We start from the raw sequence: 23,755 nt of genomic DNA on the forward strand, positions 1-23,755 counted from the left end.
CTCAGTTCCCCTCAGTCAGACTGTCTTTGCGGTGGTCCGTGCTGCTTTCATCAGCAGCAGAGAGAGGACGCGCCGGGGTGCGTTTCTGCCCTGGTCCGCCGTGTGCCGGAGTGTCGCCTTCGTGGGTTTTAGGCCCTTTGCGCACCAGACGCATCATGTAGCCGAAGCCGGTGCCGAAGAGCAGGAAATACACCACAACGAACAACACCAGGGTGATGCTCAACTGCTCAACGCTGTGTCGGGACACCGCATTCGCCGTGCGCATGATCCCGTAGACCACCCACGGCTGACGCCCGATTTCGGTGGTGAACCAGCCCGCGAGCATGGCGATCAGACCGGCCGGCCCCATGCACATGACCAGACGCAGGAACCAGCGATTGGTGTACAGCCCGCCGCGCCAGCGCAGCCAGGCGCTCCACAGACCGACCGCGATCATCAGCATGCCCAGCGCCACCATGACGCGGAACGACCAGAACACGATCAGCGAATTCGGACGGTCTTCCGGCGGGAAGGACTTCAGCGCCGGGATCTGCTTGTCCAGACTGTGGGTCAGGATCAGGCTGCCCAGATAAGGAATTTCAACCGCGTACTTGGTGCGCTCTTCTTTCATGTCCGGGATGCCGAACAGAATCAGCGGGGTCGGCTCGTCACCGACGTTTTCCCAGTGACCTTCGATGGCAGCGATCTTGGCCGGTTGGTGCTCAAGGGTGTTCAGGCCGTGAGCGTCGCCCACCATTGCCTGAATCGGCGCAACGATCAGCGCCATCCACATGGCCATGGACAACATTCTGCGGATGGCCGGGTTGTCGCGGCCACGCAGCAGGTGCCAGGCCGCCGAGGCGCCGACGAAAAACGCCGTGGAGACGAAAGCGGCAATCGCCATGTGCGTCAGACGGTACGGGAACGACGGGTTGAAGATCACCGCGAACCAGTCCACTGGAATGATGCGGCCATCGACGATCTCGAAGCCTTGGGGCGTCTGCATCCAGCTGTTGGACGCCAGAATCCAGAAGGTCGAAATCAGTGTGCCGACCGCCACCATGGACGTGGCGAAGAAGTGCAGGCCACGGCCGACACGGTTCCAGCCGAACAGCATGACGCCGAGGAAACCCGCTTCGAGGAAGAATGCGGTGAGCACTTCATAGGTCAGCAACGGCCCGGTGACCGCGCCGGCGAAGTCGGAAAATCGACTCCAGTTGGTGCCGAACTCGTAGGCCATGACCAACCCGGAAACCACACCCATGCCGAAGTTGACGGCAAAGATCTTCGACCAGAAGTGATAGAGATCGCGATAAGTGTTGTCGTGGGTTTTCAGCCACAAGCCTTCGAGCACCGCGAGGAAGCTCGCCAGACCAATGGTGATGGCAGGGAAAAGAATGTGAAATGAAACAGTGAACGCAAACTGGATTCGGGCGAGATCGAGCGCCTCTAAGCCGAACATAGGTTTTCCTCTATCAGGTGGAACTGGCTTCAGACTCGGGGCCTGTAGCGACTGCCCCCACGGTGTATTGAGTACGAGGTGTGGCGTTTGTTCTCGTGGTTTCGTGCTCAGGTCGGCGACCGGGGAGATGCGTCAGGCGGCCAGTTCGATCAATACAAGCCAAGGCATTGATCCAGGTCAGCTGACAATGAAAGAGTAGTCCCATTTCGGCACTTGCTCTGCGTGGTCTTTTGTCGCGTGGCGAGTTGACTCACCTTTCAGCGCGGTGCAGTTGGCGGGAAGCAGAACAGAGTGGCGGATTTGCAGCGCAGCACTGACAAAGCCTGCGTGGGACGCCCTACAACGGATCGCGAATAAAGCCCAGCAGCGCACAAACCAGTCGCTGATAAAGCGCGTCCACTTCCGGCACATGGCCTTTGGCCCTGAGACTGCCGTGGAGCAGCCCGGGCCCGGGATCGAACTCGGTGCTCACCCCCCCTTCACGCAACGCGCGCTCGTAGGCGATGCCGTCATCACGCAAGGGGTCGAACTGCGCGACGGCGATAAACGCAGGCGCCAGGTCATGGAAATCATCGGCGTTGAGCGGCCGGGCATAGGCCGACTGTTCGTCCGCCGTCATGTACAGCTGCCGGTAGAAGCCCAGCTCATCGGTGGAGAGAAGCGGTGCGTCAGCGCATTCTCGGCGCGAGGGCAGATCGTTGGCGCCCCCCAGCTCCGGGTAAATCAACGCCTGCCCGACCGGCTGACGCTCACCGGAATCGCGCAGCGCCAGACACACTGCAGCGGCGAGATTGCCACCGGCGCTGTCCCCGGCAATGGCGATGCGGCGCGGGTCGATGTCTAGCCGCTGCGCGCTTACCTGCAAGGCGTGCCAGACCGCCAGACAGTCGCCGAACCCCGCGGGGAATGGGTGTTCAGGCGCCAGCCGGTAATCCACGGCGACGACCACGGCGTTGAGGTCGGCCGCCAGAGCTGCGGTCAGAAAGTCGTGGGAATCGAGATCGCCCACGACCCAACCGCCGCCATGGATATACATCACACACGGCGCCGGATGTTCGAGAGATAGCCGCTGAGGCCTGTAACTGCGCACCGCCACGCCGCCGAGGGCGAAATCCCTTACATCGAGGTGGACCGGACGGGTGGGCGTGAACGCTTCACTCATCCGCGAATACGCGCGGCGCTGCTCGTCGATGTCCTCGGACGCGCTGCTGAAGCTCAGCGTCTTGCTCACGAACGCCGACATCTCGGGGGACAGCGGGTAAGACGTGGGCATTGGCTGCTCCAGCCCGAGCCCTTGGCCAGGCGTGCTTGTTTATTTGTTTACCGCTACTTGCACGGCGGCCGCTGCGTCTTTGCCATCGAAGGTCGTCACGCCGTCCAGCCAGCGCTTCATGTCTTCAGGATGGTCCTTGAGCCACTGGCGAGCAACGTCGTTCGGCGCCTTGCGGTCCATGATCGGCACCATCATCTGGCTTTCCTGAGCGGCCGTGAACTTCAGGTTGCTCATCAGCTTGCTGACGTTCGGGCAGCGCGACGCGTAATCCGGCGCCGTGACAACGGAAACGGTCGCCGCGCCTTCATCCGGGCCGAATACGTCTTCACTCCCGGTCAGGTAGGCAATCTTCATGTTGATGTTCATGGGGTGCGGGGTCCAGCCAACGAATACCACCCATTCGTTACGCTTGATCGCACGCTGCACCGCCGCGAGCATGCCCGCTTCGCCGGACTCGACCAACTGGAAGCCACCGAGGCCGAACTGGTTTTTCTCGATCATGCCCTTGATGTTGGCGTTGGCACCGGTGCCGGGCTCGATGCCGTAGATCTTGCCGCCGAGCTTATCCTTGAATTTGGCGATGTCGCCGAAGGTTTTAAGCCCGCCCGACGCCACATAGTCCGGGACTGCCAGGGTTGCCTGGGCATCGCTCATGCTGGGCACGTCGAGCACCTTGACCTGATTGGCCGCCACGAAGGGCGCGATGTTCTTGTCCATCGCGGGTTTCCAGTAACCCATGAACACGTCGAGCCGATCGTCACGCAGACCGCCAAAGACGATTTGCTGGGCGGCGCTGGTTTGTTTGACCTCGTACCCCATGTTCTGCAGCAGCACTTCGGCAACAGCGCTGGTGGCGACGACGTCCGTCCAGTTGACCACCCCCATGCGCACGTTCTGGCATTTGGCGGGTTCCGCCGCCAGCAGGACGGTGCTGCTCAGCATCAACACAGCGCAACTGATATGACGAATAAATGACTTCATGCGTGCTCCTCGGGTCGGCTCGTTATTTTATTCAGCTCTTTTCGGCAGTTTTTCAAGGCTTTAAGACCCACGGCAATTCGGTGGCTGCCGCGTTGTTGCAAATTACGCAGCAGACCTGAGCATCAAGCGCACCAGCGCGACCTGTGCTTGCACTGGGGCGACATTAAATGAGGGAGGATCGGAGGGCACAGCAGAAAGACTGTAGGAGCGCGCTTGCCCGCGAACGCGGTGTGTCAGTGACGTAATCGTTATGATCGTTCCCACGCTCCGCGTGGTAATGCAGATGATGACGCTCGGCGTCATTGGGACGCAGAGCGTCCGGGGGAGGCGTTCCCACGCAGAGCATGGGAACGATCAGGGTACAGGGTACGGCGTTGGTTACAGCACCTTATCCAGCGTAATCGGGAACTCGCGAACGCGCTTGCCCGTGGCGTGGTAGATGGCATTGGCGATGGCAGACGCCACGCCGACGATGCCGATCTCGCCCACACCCTTGGAACCCAAGTCGTTGACGATGTCGTCGTGCTCTTCCACGAACAACACGTCGATCTCGCCGATGTCCGCGTTCACCGGAATGTGGTACTCCGCCAGGCTGTGGTTCATGAAGCGCCCGAGGGTGTGGTCGGTCTGGCTTTCTTCCTGCAACGCCTGACCGATGCCCCAGACCACGCCGCCGAGAATCTGGCTGCGCGCGGTTTTCGGGTTGACCACGCGGCCCGCCGCAACAGCATCCACTACGCGATTGACGCGAATGGTGCCCAGGTCTTCGTCCACCAACACTTCGACGAACACCGCGGAGTGCGTCGCCGTCGAATAACCCTCGCGTTTGTCATCAGGCTTGGCGTCGATCTGCACTTCCAGCGTCTCGTGGGACGACTCGCGGACGATGTCGGCATACGCAAAACGCTGATCGTCGATGAGCAGATAACCGTCGCCGTAACCCACATCGGCCATGTCGACCACCGCATATTGCGGATGCGCCATGCGCACGGCGTCGAGCAACTTGGCGCGCAACGCACGGCAGGCCTGCTGCACCGCCGTACCCACGGAAGACACGGTGAACGAGCCACCCTGTAACGGCGACGTCGGCAGCGACGAATCACCCAGCACGAAGGTGACGTCTTCCGGATTCACACCGGCGGCTTCGGCGGCAATCTGAGTCATGACCGTGTATGTGCCGGTGCCGATGTCAGTGGTGGCGCTGCTCACGGTGATCTTGCCGCTGCTGTCGATGCTGGCCTTGGCGCTGGCCGGCATTTGCATGGCTTCCCACACACCGCCGGCCATGCCCCAACCCACCAATTGCCGGCCCTGACGCATGCTGCGCGGCTCGGGGTTGCGCTTGCTCCAGCCAAAGCGCTCGGCGCCTTGCTCATAACAGGCCAGCAATTCCTTGCTGGAATACGGCTTGCCTTCGTTGCCGTTGCTTCCGGCAAAGTTGGCGATCCGCAGTTGCACGGGATCGATGCCGGCCGCAATCGCCAGCTCGTCCATCGCGCATTCCAGCGCGACCATGCCGGAAGCGGCGCCCGGTGCGCGCATGTCCAGCGGTGTGTACACGTCCAGCGGCGCCAGCTTGTAGCTCAACTGCACGTTGTCGCATTCATAGAGCATGCCGCTCCATTCAACGACGTGCTCGGCAAAGTCTTCGAAACGCGAGGTCTGGCCGATGGCGTCGTGGGCAATCGCCGTCAGCTTGCCGTCTTTGGAAGCACCCAGGCGCATGTGCTGCAGGGTTTGTGGACGGTAGCCGAAGGTGAACATCTGCTGGCGGGTCAGCGTCAGTCGCACCGAACGCTGGAGTTTCAGCGCCGCCATGACGGCCAGCGGCAGTTGGTATTGCGGGCGCAGGCCGGAGCCGAACGCGCCACCGACGAAGGCGGCGAGAATACGGATCTTCTCTTTCTCCAGACCAAACACGCTGTGCAGGTAGTCCTGGCAGTTCTGCGTGCCCTGGGTTTTATCGTGAATCTCCAGGCTGCCATCAGCCTTGTAAAACACCGTCGACGCGTGCGGCTCCATCGGGTTGTGGTGCTCGTTGGGCGTGCTGTAGTGGCTGTCGACCGTCACCGCCGCCTGGGCGAATGCGCCCGGAAAATCCCCACGCGGCTTCGGCGTTTCGGCCGGCGCGGTGTGGGCATCACTCTGGCCGACGCTCAGGTCGGTCTGATGGGACTCGGTTTCGTACTCAATGCGCACGAGGGAGCCGGCATGCCGCGCGAGCTCAAGGGTGTCTGCCACGACCAGCGCAAGGGGCTGGCCGCTGTAGAGCACGCGGTCGTTGTAGAACGGACGAAACGGCGAGCCTTCCGCCGAGTCGGCGTCCTGATAGTCCTCGTCATAGCTGGCGATGTGCGGGCGGTTGGTGTGATCAATGACCGCGATTACGCCAGGGACTGCCAGCGCCTGCGAGGCATCGATGCGCACGACGCGGCCCGAAGCGATGGTGCTGGAGACCACGCTGCCATGCAGCAAGCCGTCCTCTGGGTACTCACCGGCATAGCGGGCCTGGCCGGTCACTTTCAGGCGTCCGTCGACGCGGTCCATCGGTTGGCCCAGCGCGGAGCTTCCCGGGATTGGTGTGTTGGCGTTCATTAAACAGTTCCTCCCAAGGTGGCGTCGCTCAGGGCGCGAACGATCGCGCGGCGGGCCAGCTTGATCTTGAAAGCGTTATGCGCCAGCGGCTGAGCGTCGCGCAGCATCGCGTCGGCGGCGGCAACAAAGTTTTCCCGCGAGACCGGCTGACCCTTGAGCGACTGCTCGACGGCCGTGTCACGCCAAGGCTTGTGGGCCACGCCACCCAGGGCGATGCGCACATCACGAATGACGTCGCCATCGAGCTCGACGGCAGCGGCCACCGAGATCAGGGCAAAGGCGTAAGACGCGCGGTCACGGATTTTCAAATAGTGGCTGTGCTGCTGGAAACGCGGCGCAGGCAATTCGACGGCGGTGATCAGCTCATCGTCAGCGAGCTGGTTGTCGCGCTGAGGCACATCGCCGGGCAAGCGGTGAAAGTCAGCAAACTCGATGACCCGGGCACCGGCTCGACCCTGGACGTGAACGCGGGCTTCGAGCGCAGCCAGCGCAACGCACATGTCCGACGGGTGAGTCGCGACGCAGGCATCGCTGGCACCGAGAATCGCGTGAATGCGGTTCAGGCCGTCTTTCGCCGGGCAGCCCGTGCCGGGCTCGCGCTTGTTGCACGGCACGGTCGAATCGTAGAAGTAGTAGCAGCGAGTGCGCTGCAACAGGTTGCCACCGGTGCTCGCCATGTTGCGCAGCTGCGGCGAAGCGCCTGCCAGAATGGCTTGGGAAAGCAGCGGATAGTCACGCTCGATCAGCGGGTGCCAAGCGAGGTCAGCGTTACTCACCAGCGCGCCGATCATCACGCCGCCGCTGTCGGTTGCGCGGACGTCTTTGAGCGGCAGGCCAGTGATGTCGATCAGGTGCTCGGGGCGCGCGATGTTTTCTTTCATCAAATCCAGCAGGTTCGTACCGCCGGCAATGAAACGGCTGGCAGGACCTGCGAGGTTGACCGCTTGGGTGATGTCGGACGGCTTGCTGTAGCTGAACGGATTCATTGGCCGCGCCCTCCCTGATCCGGCGCGGCATTCATCGATGGCAAGACTTCCACCACCGCAGCGCGGATGTTGCTGTAGGCGCCGCAACGGCACAGGTTGCCGCTCATCAGCTCTTTTACTTCGTCGTCGGTGCTGGCGCGGCCTTCGTTGGCCAGGCCTACCGCTGAGCAGATCTGCCCGGGCGTGCAATAGCCACACTGGAAGGCGTCATGCTTGATGAACGCTTGCTGCATCGGGTGCAGCGTGTCGCCGTCGGCAAGCCCTTCGATCGTGGTCAGCTCGGCGCCGTCACACATGATCGCCAGGGTCAGGCACGCATTGATGCGTTTGCCGTCGCGCAGCACGGTGCATGCACCGCATTGGCCGTGGTCGCAGCCCTTTTTGGTGCCCACAAGATCGAGCTGCTCGCGCAGCAGATCCAGCAGCGTGGTCCAGGGCTGTACGTCCATTTGTCGGGTCTGGCCGTTCAACGTCAGGGCGATGGAATGCCCTGCGAACGCCTGTTCATTGGTTGCACTCATGGGGAAGCCTCACGGTAGGTACTCGATCAGCGCAGTGATCTGCGTCTTAAGGGGTACGACTTGTGCGGTTTCGGAAACGTTCAGGGTTTGTGACGGGCGTTTTGACGCAGCGCAGAGCCGGCTTGGGGCAAGGTCGATCCGGACATTTGCAATCCGACGACATGCACCAGGCCCCATCGCCCGGAGCTGCTGGTATGATGCGCGGCTTTTTGCAACTGGCAGAATTTGTGCAAGCCGTTTCGGTGAGCTGTGCTTTGCTGTTTCAGTCGACTACATAAATGACGCGGAGCGTCACCGGGGAGCCTTAAATGCTGGAGCGGTTGTTTCAACTCAGGGCACATAACACCAATGTGCGCACCGAAATTCTGGCCGGGGTCACGACCTTTCTGGCCATGGCCTACATCCTGTTCGTGAACCCGAGCATCCTTGGCGAAACCGGCATGGACAAGGGCGCGATCTTCGTCGCGACCTGTCTGGCCGCCGCCATCGGCTCCACGGTCATGGGCCTGATCGCCAACTACCCGATCGCGCTCGCGCCGGGCATGGGCCTGAACGCCTTCTTCACCTACACCGTCGTGCTACACATGGGCCACACCTGGCAGGTGGCGCTGGGCGCGGTGTTCATTTCGGCAGTGATGTTTTTCCTGCTGTCGATCTTCCGCATCCGCGAATGGATCATCAACAGCATCCCGCTGCCGCTGCGCTCGGCCATTGCCGCCGGTATCGGCCTGTTCCTGGCGCTGATTGCGCTGCACAACGCCGGCATCGTGGTCACTAACCCGGCGACTATGGTCGGCCTGGGCGATCTGGCCAAACCGGCGCCCATTCTTGCGGCCCTGGGGTTCGCGCTGATCGTGGCCCTGGAAGCCCTGAAAGTACGCGGCGCCGTGCTGATCGGCATTCTGGCCGTCACCATCATCTCTATTGTGATGGGCTTCTCGCCGTTTGGCGGCGTGGTGTCGATGCCGCCTTCGCTGGCACCGACCTTCCTGCAGCTGGACATTCCCGGCGCGCTGAACATCGGTCTGGTCAGCGTGATTTTCTCTTTCCTGTTTGTCGACCTGTTCGACAACTCCGGCACCCTGATCGGCGTCGCCAAGCGCGCTGGCCTGATGGGCAAGGACGGCCACATGCCGAAGATGGGCCGTGCGCTGATCGCCGACAGCACCGCGGCAATGGCCGGCTCACTGCTGGGCACTTCGACCACCACCAGTTACATCGAATCGGCTGCGGGCGTGAGCGCCGGTGGGCGGACCGGCCTGACGGCCATTGTGGTTGCCGTGCTGTTTCTGCTCGCGCTGTTTTTCGCTCCGCTGGCCGGCAGCGTTCCGGCATTCGCCACCGCCCCTGCTCTGCTGTTCGTGGCCGTGTTGATGACCTCGGGCCTGGCCGAAATCAACTGGGACGACATTACTGAAGCGGCACCGGTGGTGATCACCGCACTGGCCATGCCATTCACCTACTCGATTGCCAACGGCATCGCCTTTGGCTTCATTTCCTGGACCGTGATCAAGCTGTTGTCGGGCCGGGGCCGCGAGCTGAATTCGGCGCTGGTCGTGCTGTCGATTCTGTTCGTGATCAAGCTGGGCTTTTATCCATGAGTTCTACGTTCGACCCTGCAAGCTACACCGCTCAGCTCGATGAGAAGGCCGCGCGCCTGCGCGAGCTGCTGGCGCCTTTCGAGGCGCCCGAGCCTCAGGTCTTCGATTCGCCGCGCGAGCATTACCGCCTGCGCGCCGAGTTCCGCCTGTGGCGCGACGACGGCAAGCGTCACTACGCCATGTTCGCGCCGGGGGACAAGCACACGCCGATCCTGATCAACGAGTTCCCCATCGCCAGCCAGCAGATCAACGCACTGATGCCGGTGCTGCGGGATCGCTGGGAAGCGAGCAAAACGCTCAATCACAAACTGTTCCAGGTGGATTTTCTGACCACGCTGGCCGGCGACGGCATGATCACCCTGTGCTATCACCGCCCGCTGGATGACGCCTGGCAAGTCGAGGCCGAGCAATTGGCGGCTGATCTGAAGGTCAGCGTGATTGGCCGTTCAAAGGGGCAACGTCTGGTGATTGGCCGCGATTACGTGACCGAGCAGCTGGAAGTCGCCGGCCGCACATTCAGCTATCGCCAGCCGGAGGGCGCGTTCACCCAGCCCAACGGCACGGTGAACCAGAAAATGCTGAGCTGGGCGTATGACGCGCTGGGCGACCGCGACGATGATTTGCTGGAGCTGTATTGCGGCAACGGCAACTTCACGCTGCCGTTGGCGACCCGCGTGCGTAAGGTGCTGGCGACCGAGATCAGCAAGACCTCGGTCAACGCAGCACTGAGCAACCTGGCGGACAACGGTGTGGATAACGTGTCGCTGGTGCGCCTGTCGGCTGAAGAGCTGACCGAAGCCCTGAATGAGGTGCGCCCGTTCCGTCGTCTGGCCGGTGTCGACCTGAAAAGCTACGACTTCGGCAGCGTGTTCGTCGACCCGCCCCGCGCCGGCATGGACCCGGACACCTGCGAGCTGACGCGACGTTTCGAACGTATCCTGTACATCTCATGCAACCCGGAAACCCTGGCCGCCAACATCGCACAGCTGCACGACACCCACCGGGTCGAGCGCTGCGCGCTGTTTGATCAGTTTCCGTATACGCATCATATGGAGTCAGGGGTTTTGCTGGTTCGCCGCTCAGCATGATTTGGGCCAACTGTTGGCATTACCTGCCTTTGTAGGAGCCGGCTTGCTGGCGAACGCAGGGCGTCAGTCGACATCAATGTGTCTGACACTCCGCGTTCGCCAGCAAGCCGGCTCCTACAGAGCGAGGTGTCAGCAGAACCGGCTTCAGCAGGAAATGGTGTTTGAATGGGACCGGCTTCAGCAGGGAATTGAGGTAACCGCCAGCGCCCGCATCACATCCATGCGCACGCAGCATATCCCGCACCATCCATCATTAAATTCCTGACAGCTAGCGGCGCACTGCGCCAGACCGGTGTATAACTCTCGGCCGTCTTTCGCTTCGATGGATGCCTTGCCTTGAGCTCCGAATCGCCCGCCCCGTCCTCTGAGTCTTCCGCTAAAAGCGCCCTGCGGCTGCCCGGCTTTTTCGCCTTCCTGACCGCACGTCTCGCTGCCGTCTTCGCCATGCAGATTCAGGCGGTCGTGGTCGCCTGGCAGGTCTACGACATGACCCGCAGCCCGATCTCCCTGGCCTATGTCGGCCTGGCGCAGTTCATTCCCATGCTGCTGCTGTTGATGCCGGCCGGCGACCTCATCGACCGCTACGATCGCAAGCTGATCCTGACCATCAGTTGGTCGGTCCAAGCGGTGTGCAGCCTGATGCTGATGCTGTTCTCGGTCACGCACCATCAGGACACGCGGCTGATTTACGCCACCCTCGCCCTGTTCGGCTGCGCGCGAGCGTTCACCGGGCCGGCGTTGCAGAGCCTGCTGCCACAAGTCGTCCCGCGTGAAAAACTCGCCTCGGCCATCGCCACCAACAGCATGATCATGCGCATTGCCACCATCGCCGGGCCTCTGGTCGGCGGCGGCTTATATGCAGCGGGCGGCGGCGGTTTGACCTACTCAGTGTGCATGGCCAGCTTCATCGCTGGCGTACTGTTGCTGATCCGCGTGCCGGTGCTCTATGCCGGCAAGAAGCAGATTCTCGAGTCCACGGCCTGGAAGCGCTTTACCGCGGGCATCGCCTTCATCCGCTCGCGGCCGATCATCCTCGGCACCATTTCCCTGGACCTGTTCGCCGTGCTGCTCGGCGGCGTGGTGGCGCTGTTACCGATTTATGCCCATGAAGTGCTGCACCTGGGGCCGCAAGGGCTGGGCGCGCTGCGCAGTGCAATGAGTCTGGGGGAGGTCAGCACCGGTCTGTACCTGAGCTTCCGGCCTTTTGATCGACACGTCGGTCTGGTCATGTTCATCGCCGTCGCCGTGTTCGGTGTCGCCAATCTGGTGTTCGCCCTGTCGACCTTGTTCTGGCTGTCGCTGCTCGCTTTGATGATTGCCGGTGCGGCGGACATGGTCAGCGTCTACATCCGCTCCACGCTGGTGCAGTTCTCGACGCCGGACGACATGCGCGGACGGGTCAATGCGGTGAATATGCTGTTTATCGGTTCGTCCAACGAGCTGGGCGAATTCCGCGCCGGGAGCAGCGCAGCGCTGTGGGGTGCCGTGCCCGCCGCGATCATCGGCGGCCTGTGCACACTGGGTGTCGTTGGCGCCTGGATGGTTGGCTTCAAGGCCCTGCGCCAGGTGAACCACTTCGCCGATGCCTCGCCGGTCGAGACCACCGAGAAGCAGACGGCGAGGGTCTGACCCATGTGGTTTTAGCTGTTGGCGCGCACCCTCTGCGCCAGCAGCGAATACGGCTATTTCCCACCTTTTCGACCGATCACTGCCGCGAACATCACCCGTGACGGAATCTTCCGTAAGACGTGCTATGGCTCCAGCGTAGGACCAGTCCGAATCGTACTTTTGCCCCCCCTCTTGACGCTTCAAAGCCACGAATACGCTCCCTATCCTTGCTGGACCTGAACTCAGCAAGGACGAAACACATGGCATTTGACGGATTCATCAAACTGGACGGGATCGAAGGCGAGTCGCTGGACGAGCGACACAAAGGCTGGATGGAAATCGTCGCCTACGACTTCGGCGTCAGCCAAAGCACTTCGGCCACCGCCAGCTCAAACGGCGGCGCAGGTTCGGGACGGGCCAGCCTCAGCGACTTCAGCTTCAGCAAGCGCCTGGACAAATCCAGTGCTTCGTTGTTTGAGGCCAGTTGCGCGGGCACGCACATCAAGGACCTGACCTTGTGCCTGTACCGCGCGGGAGGCGACAAACTCAAGTACTACGAAGTGCGCCTCGAAGAAGTCATCATTTCTGACTTCAGCCAAAGCGGTGAAAGCGGCGAGCCCCTGGAACACGTGCAAATCAACTTCGGCCGCGTCCGCATCCTGTACACCCAGCAGAAACGCAGCGATGGCGCGGCAGCCGGCAACGTCACCGGCGGCTGGGATCGCATCGCCAACAAGCGCTTTAGCTGAGGACAGCCCGTGTCCAAGCCCTATGTGTTTATCAATGACCGCATACAGACCTACTTCACACTCAAGAACCGGGTGGGCGGAGGTGCGAAGTTCGATGTGCTTAACGCACATATCCGAAACGTTGTGGTGATGCCGGGCCAGCTGGTGATTGTCAGCGACGGTTCAAACGGCACTCTCACAGCCGAAGAAAACGAGCTGATGAACCTGGCGCGTAACGTCCATCGTCAAGTGAAAGGCGCGGGCAGCCAGCTCATCGAGAACTACGACCTGCTGCAGAACATGCTCAGTTACGGATCACTGGGTATTGGCGCGGCTACCGGGAGTTGGGGAAAGCACTTGGAGGGTGTGAAGAAAACCCTGGAAGAGATCGAGCGGCTTTACAAATTGTCGCTGGCGCGCGGAACACCCATTGCCCGGCAGGAATTCATCAACCAGCGGCGAGCTCTGTTTGCCACGCTTGATAAGCAATTGGAAGGCATTGCCCGCTGGGGGACGGGCTTACGCAAAAGAGGCTCTCTAAAGAAGATGCTGGGGTTGTCGACCAAGAGTTATCTGCATACGGGCGAGATTCAAGGATATGCAGAGCGAGTTGCGAAGATAGCCAAGGCGGCTAAGTTGTTGAAGCATGGGACGGCGATTGGGATCGGACTTAGCAGTTTTTCGGCTTACCTTGAGCTTAGAGAAGCTTGCTCCCTGGGGCGGGCGGATGATTGCACCAAAGCGAAGTACGTTGGAGGGATCAAGCTGGTATCCGGCGTTGTGGGAGGGATGGCAGGGGGCTCTGCTGGGGCTGTAGTTATTGGGCCCATTTGCATGGCGATATTGGGAGCCCCTACTGGAGGAATAGGCGCATTGGGATGCGGCATTGTTGGTGGAATGATAGGGGGCTACGGCGGTGGGGTTGGCGGCGAGATCGTGGGCGAAGACTTCGGCGAGATGATCTACGAGTGGATGCCGAAATGAGCCCACACCCAACGGGTCCCCTGGGGCTAATTTTAATAACATCGATGTGGATCAATATCTTCGTAATGATTTGGTTCACTCACAAATACATTAACCACCTTGAAAGCCTGCTGTCTGACTGCAAGTGCATCAGTGACACAAGGGCTCTTTGGCAAGGGGGATTAATTGGCAGGCACATGCGATTAAATATGGTTGTGACAGTGATTACGCTGCCCAGGGAGATGTACCGGCGGGGCCATGCCCCAAGAAATGCGCACCTCTGTGTTCCTCGCCATCTGAAATGGTGGATTTGGGTAATTTACGGTTGGCTTTTCGTTAATTGTTTCTGCCTGGCCGTATTAGTGTGGGTAATAAAAAACCGTTGAGAGCCTACAACCTGAAGGGTTTGAACTGACGAGCAAGATAGTTGCTGCAGCGAAAATGACAGAAAACACTGGAAGACATTGATTGGCTGTACCTACTGTCGGTAGCACGCGGAATACCGATTGCCCGGCCGGAGTTCATCAACCAGCCCAGCCGCAGGGGCCTATGCGTTTACCAACTTTAGCATCGCCGTGTTTGTAGCCCCCTTGAGTGGGCTGAGCGTTCTTGGCTGCGGAATAATTGGTGGACTGGTTGGAGGGTTCGGCGGCGGCAAAATCGGTGAGGCTTTTGGCGAGGTTACGGGCGAATTGGTTTATGACTGGGTACCTTGAACAATGCATCTATTAATTGACCTACTGTCAATGGCAATGTCCTTTTGGATGATCGCGACCGCCTTAGCGATGACAATTTTTTGCTACAGAAAAATAGAGGTAATTGAAAGTTATCTAAATGACTGCAGATGCATATCTGATGCTCGAAGGATGTGGGGCGACGGCATTATCGGAAGACAGATGCGCATGAACATGGGGACTGTCCTCCTTACTTTTCCGCATTTGATGTACCTCCGTGGAGATATTTCAAAAGACGCAAACTTAAGAGTGCCACCACATTTAAGGGCCTGGATACTCTGGCTCTACATCAATCTAAACACAGTATTTGTGTGCATGATCGGACTTTATGCCTTTATCAAAGCACAGTGAGAGAAGTGACAGAAATGACCGACGAATATCTCTATGAATGGGCGCAGTAATGGTAGATATCCCTACCGGACTACTGGCACTCATTTTGACAGTGATCACGGCCTTGCATCTCGCCGGCTACTACATCTTCTTCTACATCAACTTGGAAAAAATCGAAAACCACCTATGCGATATTGAAATGTTTTCATTGAATAGAGATTTCTACGGAGACAGCCTGTTCGGACGAAGAATGAGGGAAACCTTCGTAATGCTGGTCGCAGTCGCACCTGAAATTTTCTGGAGGCAGGAGCGCATTCCCAGGCAAAAGCTTCTCAAATTACCTCGCCGACTGCTTTGGGGAGTGCGGATAATTTATGGCTCGATGATTCTCATCAGTGTGAGTAGCGGACTGCTCTATTATTTTCGCGCCCCTCATTAGCGCACTCAAAGGGCGCTGCCTTGGCATGGGTCTACTTCTCCGCAGATTGAAAAACGAAAATTAAGGTACTGAGCTGCCAACCTCCATCAACAAGCTTTGCAGGTCAGCGATACCTCTGAAGAACCGATTCGCGAACTATTCCTCCTCCCCTCCTCTCTTAGTCCAGCAGACCAGACGTCGTACGCCCGCCGTCTACACTTCCCACACGACCAAAAGAGGATTCCCCCATGCTATGGAAAAAAGGACGTCGCAGTGACAACGTCGTGGACGCACGTGGCGATACCGGGGGTGGCGGTGGCGGCGGGATGCGCATTGGCGGCAAGGGGTTGGGGCTTGGCGGGATCGTGATCATCGTCGCAATCGGCCTGCTGACCGGGCAGGACCCGATGCGGATTCTGGGCGAGATCACCGGCCAGATGGGTTCGGAGCAGACCGCCGCGGTCAATCCGCAAACGCGCCAGGCGCCACCGGCCAATGACGAGCAGGCCGATTTCGTGCGCGCCATCCTGGGCGACACCGAGGACACGTGGCAGCAGGTGTTCCAGCAAATGGGGAGCCAGTACAAGGCGCCGACGCTGATTCTGTTCAGCGGTCGGGTGCAGTCGGCTTGTGGCTCGGCATCTTCGGCGAGCGGTCCGTTCTATTGCCCGGCTGACCAGCGCGTGTACCTGGACATGGAGTTTTTCCGTGAAATGAGTCAGCGATTCAAAGCGGCGGGAGATTTCGCTCAGGCGTACGTGATTGCTCACGAAGTTGGCCATCATGTGCAGACCTTGCTGGGGGTTTCGGCTAAAGTTGACGCCGCCCGCCAACGCGGCATGAAAATGGAAGGTGACAACGGTTTACTGGTGCGTCAGGAGCTGCAAGCTGACTGCCTGGCAGGTGTTTGGGCCAACAACGCACAAAAGCGTTTGAACTGGCTGGAGCCGGGTGATATTGAAGAAGCGCTGAACGCCGCCAACGCCATTGGCGACGACCGCTTGCAGCAACAGGGTCAGGGCCGGGTCGTGCCAGACTCGTTTACCCACGGCACCTCTGCCCAGCGGGTCCGCTGGTTCAAGACAGGTTTTGCCCAGGGACAAATCAACCAATGCGATACGTTCGCCGCCAAGAGCCTCTGATCACATGATGAAACCGCTTTCGATCCTGTTGTTGGGCACCCTGATGAGCCTCAATGCTCATGCGGCGGATCAGGCGGTTAAATCCATAAGCCCCGACCGGCTGCAGATCAACGGGACGACCCAGGCCACCCTCGGCCTGAGCCAGAGCTGGGTTCGTCCCAGCCCGCAGGTCCAGCAGGTTGTCATTGTTTTTCACGGTCGGCTGCGTAACGCGCAAACCTACCTGCGCAGTGTCGAGCGCGCGGCCAACCAGTCACGGCAGCGCTCGAAAACGCTGCTGATCGCGCCGCAATTTCTCGATGAAAAAGACATCGCTGCACACCGCCTCCCCGACTCAGTGCTGCGCTGGCACGCCAATGACTGGATGGCTGGCGAAAAGTCCATGGGACCCAAACCGGTCAGTTCCTTTGTGGTCATCGATCACATCCTCAAGCGTCTGAGCGACAGCAAGCTGTTTCCCAACCTGAAGGAGATCGTCATCGCTGGCCATTCCGGCGGTGCTCAAGTGGTGCAGCGCTACGCGATGATCGGTGGCAAAGAAGATGCATTGCTGAAGAAGGAAGGCATCAAGCTGCGCTACGTGATCGCCAATCCATCCTCTTACGCTTATTTCGACGCGACCCGGCCGGTGCCGGTCGATGCGGCGAGCTGCCCGACCTTCGACACCTGGAAGTACGGGCTGAACAAGCTGCCAGCCTATGCTGGCAAGGAAACACCGGCCGAGCTGGAGGCTGCGTACGTAAAGCGGGACATCACATATCTGTTGGGCGAACTGGACACCGATCCGGACCATCCTGCGCTGGACAAGGATTGCGGTGCCGAAGCCCAGGGGCCGCAGCGTCTGGCCCGTGGTCACAACTACTTCGATTACCTGACCAAGCGTCATCCGGAAGGCTTGAATCAACGCCTGGTGGAAGTGAAAAACGTCGGGCACAACGGCGACGCGATCTTCACGTCACCTGAAGGGCAGACGGCGCTTTTTAAGGCTAATTGACTTAGTGTTTTGAGGGAGGCGCTGGGCGATAACGCCTTCGCGCCTTGCATCAATTCCCTGTAGGAGCCGGCTTGCTGGCGAACGAGTCTAGTCAGGCGACAAAGGTGTCGCAGCAAGATCGCCTTCGCGGGCAAGCGCGCTCCTACAATTGGATCAGCGTCTAAACCGAAGTTTAGAGGCGCCGCGAAACCTGTAGGAGCGCGCTTGCCCGCGATCGCGGTGTGTCAGTCGCCATCGATGTTCCTGACAAGACGCCTTCGCGGGCAAGCGCGCTCCTAGAAAGGATTTGCCGCACGCCGGACCTTACCGATTAAACGCCGCCGCATCAGCGACTCGCGCCAATCATCTCCCGCAACGCCACGCAATCCGCCGCATGCCAGTCGGTCAGTTCTGGCCACGGGTTTTCCGGCAGATTGACCAACACGGTCTGAGTGCCGGCCGCTCGACCACAGGCCAGGTCGAACTGATAGTCCCCCACCATCACCATATCCGAAGGCTGCACATTCCACGCGTGCGCAAGTTTCAGCAGGCCACCCGGATCAGGTTTGGGCGCGGCTTCGTCTCGACCGAGCACGTCGTCCACCGCAAAGCAGTCGGCGATGCCGATGGCGTCCAGTGTCACGTGGGCAAGCTCCCGGGCGTTGCGAGTCAGAATACCGAGACGATAACCCCGCCCCGCCAGCTCCCTCACCAACTCGACAGCCCCCGTCGCGGGTTTGGACTCAATCGCCAATGCGCGCTCGTGCTCCAGCAGCCAGGCGTGTTTCGCCGCCGCCACATCGGCAGGCAGCGCGGCGAGATGACCGAGAATGTCGTCCTCCTGGGGGATATCCAGCGCGCGCTTGATGGCCGGAAAATCATGGGCGGCGACGGTCAGCGTGCCGTCCATGTCAAATACCCAGTGGCGTACCTGTGTGAGGCTCATGACCAATCCTTACGGTGGCGAATCAAACCTTCCTGACTGACCGAAGCCACGAGCTTGCCAGCGCGGTTGAACACGCTGCCACGGGAAAACCCGCGTGAATTGCCGGCCCATGGGCTGTCCATCGCATAAAGGAGCCAGTCGTCAGCGCGCAGTTCGCCATGGAACCACAGCGAGTGATCGAGGCTGGCGATCTGCATGTCTTTCTGCCAGACCGTCTTGCCGTGGGGCAGCAACGACGTGGTCAACAGGTTGAAATCCGACGCGTAGGCGAGCATGTAGCGGTGCAACGCGGGGATGTCGGGCAGCGTGCCGTCGGCGCGAAACCACACGTATTTCACCGGGTCCGCAGGCTTCGGGTTGTAGGGATCAGACTCCGTGACCGGCCGGAATTCGATGGGCTTGGGACACAGCAGTTTGTCCTTCATGTGTTCCGGAATCAGGTGCTCGCGCTGGCGCATCAGTTCAAGCTCCGACGGCAGGCTTTCCGGACCGACTACTTGTGGCATTTGAGTCTGATGCTCAAAGCCCTCTTCGTCGTACTGAAACGAGGCGCTGCAGGTGAAGATCGGCTGCCCCTTCTGAATGGCCGTCACCCGGCGCGTGCTGAAACTGCCACCATCACGGACCCGGTCGACCTGATACACCACCGGCAGGTGCGCGTCACCTGGGCGCAAAAAATAGCCATGCAGTGAATGCACATGGCGCGCGTCTTCAACCGTCTTGCTCGCCGCCGACAGCGACTGACCCAGCACCTGACCGCCAAACAGCTGGCGAAAACCAAGGTCCTGGCTGCGTCCGCGAAAGAGGTTTTCTTCGATCGGCTCCAGGCTCAACAGCGACACCAGATCATCCAGCACGTGACTCATTCGGGGTTCCTCACACGGTCGTCTCGCCGACCGTCATCACATCAATCAGGCCATGGGCGCCGAAGGTCGGCGCAGATGGAAGTGGGACGAAATGATACAGAGGTTTGTAGCCCGATTCCCGCAACGAATCACAGGGTCGCCAGCCAGCCTTGTCGGTTGATTCGATACAACACGTGGGGCCTGAGTGGATGGCCGTCGGGCAATTTAGGATGATCGAAATTGTCAGCCGGATAGTTACGCATGCCGATGGCCTGCATGACCTTCTGCGAGGGCAGATTGTTGACCGCGGCAAACGCCACGATTTCATCTAGATCCAGGTGCTCGAAACCGCAGCCGAGAACCGTCCAGGCGGCTTCGCTGGCGTAGCCCAGGCCCCAATGCTCGCGAGCCAGGCGCCAACCGATTTCCACCGCAGGCGTGAATGCCGCTTCAAAGCCCACCACGCTCAAGCCGGTGAAACCGATAAATTCGCCGGTGTCCTTGCGTTCAAGGGCCCAGAACCCAAAACCGTACTCGGCAAAATGCCCGCGCACACGGCCGATCAGCTTGGCGCTTTCCATACGGCTCAAGGGCTGCGGAAAGTAGCGCATCACTTGTGGATCGGCGCACATCTGCGCGAAAGCCGGCAAATCATCATCTCGCCATTGACGCATCAACAAGCGTGCGCTGTTGAGCTCAAGAATCGGCTCCATCGATCGTCTCCCTGTGCCTCGGCTTTCAAATTCCCTACCGGCCGACGATCTTCCCGCTCAGGCAAACCGCTGTGCGGTGGTCGTCATAACTGGCAAGATTCCCCTTCGAACCAGACGCGTGCACACCATGCCCCTGCCCCTTGTTTATCACGAAGACTACAGCCCGGACTTTCCGCCCGACCATCGCTTCCCGATGGACAAGTTCCGGCTTCTGCGCGATCACCTTATCGACACCGGCCTGACAACAGATGCTCAATTGTTTCGCCCGCACGTCTGCCCAACGGACATCCTCGCGCTGGCCCATGACCCTGGTTACATCAGCCGTTACATGGAAGGTGCGCTGTCACGGGAAGATCAACGGCGCCTTGGCCTGCCGTGGACCGAGGACCTGGCCCGACGTACGGTACGCGCGGTAGGTGGCTCGCTGCTGACGGCGGAACTGGCGCTGCAACACGGCCTGGCCTGCCACCTGGCGGGCGGGACCCACCATGCGCATTACGATTACCCGGCCGGGTTCTGCATCTTCAACGACCTGGCAATCATCAGTCAGTACCTGCTGCAAAGTGGGCGCGTCGACCGTGTGTTGATTTTTGATTGCGACGTGCATCAGGGCGACGGTACTGCGCGGATTCTCGAACACACCGATGACGCGATCACCGTGTCGCTGCACTGTGAAAAAAACTTCCCCGCGCGCAAGGCCCAAAGTGACTGGGACATCCCACTGCCAATGGGCATGGGTGACGACGATTACCTGACGGTGGTCGACGACACCCTCAATTACCTGTTGCCGCTGTATCAGCCTGATCTGGTGCTCTACGACGCCGGCGTCGATGTGCACAAGGACGATGCGCTGGGGTATTTGCAGCTGACCGACGGAGGGGTTGCCCGCCGTGACGAGGCGGTGATGCGCCATTGCCTGGGCCGGGACATTCCGGTGATGGGCGTGATTGGCGGTGGCTACAGCAAGGACCGGGAAGCGCTCGCCCGGCGGCACGGGATTCTGCACCACAGTGCCCAGCGCGTGTGGGTAGAGCGCGGGCTGTGAGCGATCACAGAACTTACCCACATCCCCTGTGGAACCGCCTGTGGATAACCTGAGTGCAAGGGCATGATCCCCTGATAACACTGGGTCTGGCGCACGCTGTACGTTTTTTGATCAAAAAGTTTTCCACAGGCTGGCCGCGTTTCATGAAGCTCGCGTAGAATGCGCGCCCCTCTTTCCACCAGTGTCCGCCCAGCCATGACGTTACCCGCCACCTCAAGCACTCAGACAGTCGTCATCATCGGCGGCGGACCTGCCGGCCTGATGGCCGCTGAAGTGCTGAGCCAAGCGGGGCTCAAGGTGGATCTCTACGACGCCATGCCCTCGGTCGGGCGCAAGTTTCTGCTGGCTGGCGTGGGCGGCATGAACATTACCCACTCCGAGCCGTCGCCTGCGTTCGTTTCCCGCTATGCCGAACGCGCCCCGGTGATCGCGCCGCTGCTGCGCAGCTTCGGCGCGCAGGCGCTGTGCGAGTGGATTCACGGTTTGGGCATCCAGACCTTCGTCGGCAGTTCGGGCCGCGTGTTCCCCACCGACATGAAAGCTGCGCCACTGCTGCGCGCCTGGCTCAAGCGCCTGCGTGAGTCCGGCGTAGTTATCCACACCCGTCATCGATGGCTGGGCTGGAATGCCGACAATACGTTGCGCATATCCGGTCCCGATGGCGAACTCGCCCTGAACCCTGCCGCCACGCTGCTCGCGTTGGGCGGGTCCAGTTGGTCGCGGCTGGGTTCGGATGGCGCGTGGGTGCCACTGCTTGAAGAACGCGGGGTCAGGATCGCGCCGCTGCAAGCCGCCAATTGCGGGTTCGACGTCTCGGCCTGGAGCGAACTGCTGCGCAGCAAGTTCGCCGGCGCGCCGCTGAAGAACATCGCGATGGGACTGCGAGACCAGACCTTGCGGCTGGGCGAATGCGTGATCACGCAGACCGGTGTTGAGGGCAGCCTCGTTTACGCCCTGTCGGCGCAGATCCGTGAGGCGATCAATCAATCGGGCTCGGCCACGGTCGAGATTGATCTGCTACCCGGCAAAACCGTGGCCGAGGTGCAAAAGGCCTTGAGCAAATCGCGCGGTTCACGCTCGATGTCCAAGCATCTGCACAGCCAGTTGGGCCTCGACGGGGTAAAAGCGGCGCTGTTACGTGAGCTCACCCCCGCTGCGACGTTCGCGGATCCCGCCCTGCTTGCGCTGGCGATCAAGGCCTTGCCACTGACACTGATCAAGCCGCGCCCGCTGGATGAAGCCATCAGCACGGCGGGCGGGGTGACGTTCGAAGCACTGAACGATCACCTGATGATCCCCTCGCTGCCCGGCGTGTTCTGCGCCGGCGAGATGCTCGACTGGGAAGCGCCCACCGGCGGCTATCTACTGACCGCCTGCTTCGCCAGCGGCCGCGCGGCAGGGCTGGGGATGGTTGACTGGTTGCGCCGCGAGTAAGGCTCAGCGCAACCAATGGGGAATCACGCCGCGCGATCGACCTGCGGCTTTAGGCCACCGCCGATGCCCTGCTTGACCGGCGCCTTGCCGTTCGAGGCCCCGGTCACCCACTTGCCCAACTCAACGCCCTTCAGCTCGATGTATTTATGAGCCAGGGCAGCCAGGCCAATCGCCACGAGAGTCACTGCGACCACCAGCGCGTTGTTGCCCAGTTCTGAACCGGTGTCCATGAAACGCTGGCCGTTGATCATTGGCGACAGATCTCGACCGGTGAGCTTCTGCGCCACGATGAATACCGTGGACAGACAAAACAGCAGCGCAGCGTGGGTCATGTAGATGGAGTATGACAACTTGCCCAGCAGCCTGAACACGGCGGTTTTCAGAAAAGTGGAAACCAGCCCGGCCTCGAAGGCGAACACCAGCACTAGTACGCAAAACGTCAGGCTGGCAATGGGTGAGCGGTCGCTGTAGTCGTTCATCACCATCCAGTACGTGGTGCACGTCAGCGCGACTTCGAGCACCGTCATCAGCCAGCGCACCGGCACGAATCGGTCGCGAACCAACAGGTAGGCGAGGTAGGTGATATTGCCGGCGAAGAAGCAGGACAGACCCAGCATCGCGCGCCAGACCAGCGGTTCGTTGTCGGTAAAGATCATCGTGAATGCAACAACAGCCACGCAGGCAAACATCAGAAAGCGGCTTCTCAACGAAAGCAGGCACAACGCACCGAACAGCATGTAGATGTAGAACTCGATGCTGATGCTCCACGACGGGTAGTTGAACGACATGGTTTCGGTGAGCGGCGTCCAGGCTTGCACCAGCAGCAGATTGGGCAGGATCTCTGACGTGTCGAACAGCCCGGTGAACGGCACGTTGTTGAGGGTGAAGCCTTTCTTCCAGGCCGCCCAACGCACCCCTTCAAAGAGGATGAACACCAGCAGCATCACCACGTGCAGCGGGTACAGGCGGAACAGGCGCGAGATGACGAAACGCTTGAAGCCGAACTGCGGTTTCAGCCCATAGGAGTGGGCCAGGACAAAACCGCTCAGCACGAAGAAGAAGTTGAGGAGGATGTCAGCTCTGCGAAAAAACGGCAGCTCAATGAAAGCGCCCACGACATGCAGGTGATAGAACACCACCAGCAAGGCGAAAACACCCCTGAAGCTGTCTAGCGTGGTAAATCGCTGAACTGATCCCATGGCCCAACGTCCCGTCCTGATTGAGAAAACGCCCTCGGCGGCAGCGAAGTCTCGCGGCCTTTACACGGTAGGGGGTTGGCCGACTTATCAACAGTTGAAATATTTCATGTCCGATACAAACGACGGCGCAAAGATTGACGCCAGCGTTTCACAAAGGTGACCAGCTGGTCACGCACCGGATGGGAAGTCGC

General features: G+C 60.4%; 20 protein-coding genes. 10 read left to right on the forward strand and 10 right to left on the reverse strand.

Annotation, left to right across the window (positions count from 1 at the left end; all coding sequences use genetic code 11):
• Position 1 precedes the first annotated feature (1 nt).
• From ACQKEN_RS17515 to ACQKEN_RS17540, 6 genes are all read right to left on the reverse strand, one after another.
• Positions 2–1,441 (reverse strand): cytochrome ubiquinol oxidase subunit I, encoded by a 1,440-nt coding sequence (locus tag ACQKEN_RS17515; protein WP_427687388.1) that lies wholly within the window; start codon positions 1,439–1,441, stop codon positions 2–4.
• Between the two features lie 337 nt (positions 1,442–1,778).
• A complete protein-coding gene (locus ACQKEN_RS17520; protein ID WP_427687390.1) occupies positions 1,779–2,714 on the reverse strand; it encodes an alpha/beta hydrolase in 936 nt (311 codons plus the stop codon).
• 39 nt (positions 2,715–2,753) lie between these two features.
• The gene (gene choX / locus ACQKEN_RS17525; RefSeq protein WP_427687392.1) at positions 2,754–3,695 is read right to left on the reverse strand and encodes a choline ABC transporter substrate-binding protein; all 942 of its coding nucleotides are present in this window, start codon (positions 3,693–3,695) and stop codon (positions 2,754–2,756) included.
• A gap of 378 nt (positions 3,696–4,073) precedes the next feature.
• Positions 4,074–6,290 (reverse strand): xanthine dehydrogenase family protein molybdopterin-binding subunit, encoded by a 2,217-nt coding sequence (locus ACQKEN_RS17530; RefSeq protein ID WP_427687394.1) that lies wholly within the window; start codon positions 6,288–6,290, stop codon positions 4,074–4,076.
• Positions 6,290–7,276: an FAD binding domain-containing protein gene (locus ACQKEN_RS17535; protein ID WP_427687396.1), complete on the reverse strand. Its 987-nt coding sequence runs from the start codon at positions 7,274–7,276 to the stop codon at positions 6,290–6,292. The genes ACQKEN_RS17530 and ACQKEN_RS17535 overlap by 1 nt, the downstream gene beginning before the upstream one ends.
• Positions 7,273–7,797, reverse strand: a complete 525-nt coding sequence (locus tag ACQKEN_RS17540) for a (2Fe-2S)-binding protein (protein ID WP_133776864.1) — start codon at positions 7,795–7,797, stop codon at positions 7,273–7,275. The genes ACQKEN_RS17535 and ACQKEN_RS17540 overlap by 4 nt, the downstream gene beginning before the upstream one ends.
• 308 nt (positions 7,798–8,105) lie before the next feature.
• Between ACQKEN_RS17540 and ACQKEN_RS17545 the strand changes: the two genes are divergently transcribed.
• The 8 genes from ACQKEN_RS17545 to ACQKEN_RS17580 all read left to right on the forward strand — a co-directional run bounded on the left by ACQKEN_RS17545 (position 8,106) and on the right by ACQKEN_RS17580 (position 17,403).
• Entirely contained in the window at positions 8,106–9,398 is a 1,293-nt protein-coding gene (locus ACQKEN_RS17545; protein WP_133776863.1) for an NCS2 family permease, read from the forward strand.
• Complete coding sequence (gene trmA / locus ACQKEN_RS17550; protein WP_427687399.1) at positions 9,395–10,486, forward strand: tRNA (uridine(54)-C5)-methyltransferase TrmA; 1,092 nt, start codon at positions 9,395–9,397, stop codon at positions 10,484–10,486. The genes ACQKEN_RS17545 and trmA overlap by 4 nt, the downstream gene beginning before the upstream one ends.
• Before the next feature lie 336 nt (positions 10,487–10,822).
• On the forward strand, positions 10,823–12,115 hold the full coding sequence (locus ACQKEN_RS17555; RefSeq protein ID WP_427687400.1) for an MFS transporter: 1,293 nt from the start codon (positions 10,823–10,825) through the stop codon (positions 12,113–12,115).
• Between the two features lie 239 nt (positions 12,116–12,354).
• A complete protein-coding gene (locus tag ACQKEN_RS17560; RefSeq protein ID WP_427687401.1) occupies positions 12,355–12,843 on the forward strand; it encodes an Hcp family type VI secretion system effector in 489 nt (162 codons plus the stop codon).
• Positions 12,844–12,852: 9 nt separating this feature from the next.
• Positions 12,853–13,806, forward strand: coding sequence for a hypothetical protein (locus ACQKEN_RS17565; RefSeq protein ID WP_427687403.1), 954 nt, complete (start codon positions 12,853–12,855; stop codon positions 13,804–13,806).
• 1,101 nt (positions 13,807–14,907) lie between these two features.
• The gene (locus ACQKEN_RS17570; protein ID WP_146175883.1) at positions 14,908–15,288 is read left to right on the forward strand and encodes a hypothetical protein; all 381 of its coding nucleotides are present in this window, start codon (positions 14,908–14,910) and stop codon (positions 15,286–15,288) included.
• A gap of 227 nt (positions 15,289–15,515) precedes the next feature.
• A complete protein-coding gene (ypfJ, locus tag ACQKEN_RS17575; protein ID WP_108118882.1) occupies positions 15,516–16,409 on the forward strand; it encodes a KPN_02809 family neutral zinc metallopeptidase in 894 nt (297 codons plus the stop codon).
• Positions 16,410–16,413: 4 nt separating this feature from the next.
• Positions 16,414–17,403 (forward strand): alpha/beta hydrolase, encoded by a 990-nt coding sequence (locus tag ACQKEN_RS17580; protein WP_427687406.1) that lies wholly within the window; start codon positions 16,414–16,416, stop codon positions 17,401–17,403.
• A gap of 325 nt (positions 17,404–17,728) precedes the next feature.
• On the opposite strand, the gene ACQKEN_RS17585 is transcribed toward ACQKEN_RS17580, so the two are convergent.
• The 3 genes from ACQKEN_RS17585 to ACQKEN_RS17595 form a co-directional block, all read right to left on the reverse strand.
• Positions 17,729–18,328: an HAD family hydrolase gene (locus ACQKEN_RS17585; protein ID WP_427687407.1), complete on the reverse strand. Its 600-nt coding sequence runs from the start codon at positions 18,326–18,328 to the stop codon at positions 17,729–17,731.
• Positions 18,325–19,194 carry an acyl-CoA thioesterase II gene (tesB, locus tag ACQKEN_RS17590; protein WP_427687409.1) on the reverse strand — a complete coding sequence of 290 codons (870 nt, stop codon included), beginning with the start codon at positions 19,192–19,194 and terminating at the stop codon, positions 18,325–18,327. The genes ACQKEN_RS17585 and tesB overlap by 4 nt, the downstream gene beginning before the upstream one ends.
• 128 nt (positions 19,195–19,322) lie before the next feature.
• Complete coding sequence (locus ACQKEN_RS17595; RefSeq protein WP_427687411.1) at positions 19,323–19,886, reverse strand: GNAT family N-acetyltransferase; 564 nt, start codon at positions 19,884–19,886, stop codon at positions 19,323–19,325.
• 127 nt (positions 19,887–20,013) lie between these two features.
• Between ACQKEN_RS17595 and ACQKEN_RS17600 the strand changes: the two genes are divergently transcribed.
• Together ACQKEN_RS17600 and ACQKEN_RS17605 are read left to right on the forward strand one after the other, a co-directional pair.
• Positions 20,014–20,931: a histone deacetylase family protein gene (locus tag ACQKEN_RS17600; protein WP_427687413.1), complete on the forward strand. Its 918-nt coding sequence runs from the start codon at positions 20,014–20,016 to the stop codon at positions 20,929–20,931.
• Between the two features lie 195 nt (positions 20,932–21,126).
• A complete protein-coding gene (locus ACQKEN_RS17605) occupies positions 21,127–22,365 on the forward strand; it encodes a TIGR03862 family flavoprotein (protein ID WP_427687415.1) in 1,239 nt (412 codons plus the stop codon).
• Positions 22,366–22,388: 23 nt separating this feature from the next.
• Here the strand turns inward: ACQKEN_RS17605 and ACQKEN_RS17610 are convergent, their stop codons facing one another.
• Positions 22,389–23,564, reverse strand: a complete 1,176-nt coding sequence (locus ACQKEN_RS17610) for an acyltransferase family protein (protein WP_427687417.1) — start codon at positions 23,562–23,564, stop codon at positions 22,389–22,391.
• Positions 23,565–23,755 lie beyond the last annotated feature (191 nt).

The organism is Pseudomonas sp. NPDC078416 (assembly GCF_050268485.1).
In the GTDB taxonomy this organism is placed as follows: domain Bacteria; phylum Pseudomonadota; class Gammaproteobacteria; order Pseudomonadales; family Pseudomonadaceae; genus Aquipseudomonas.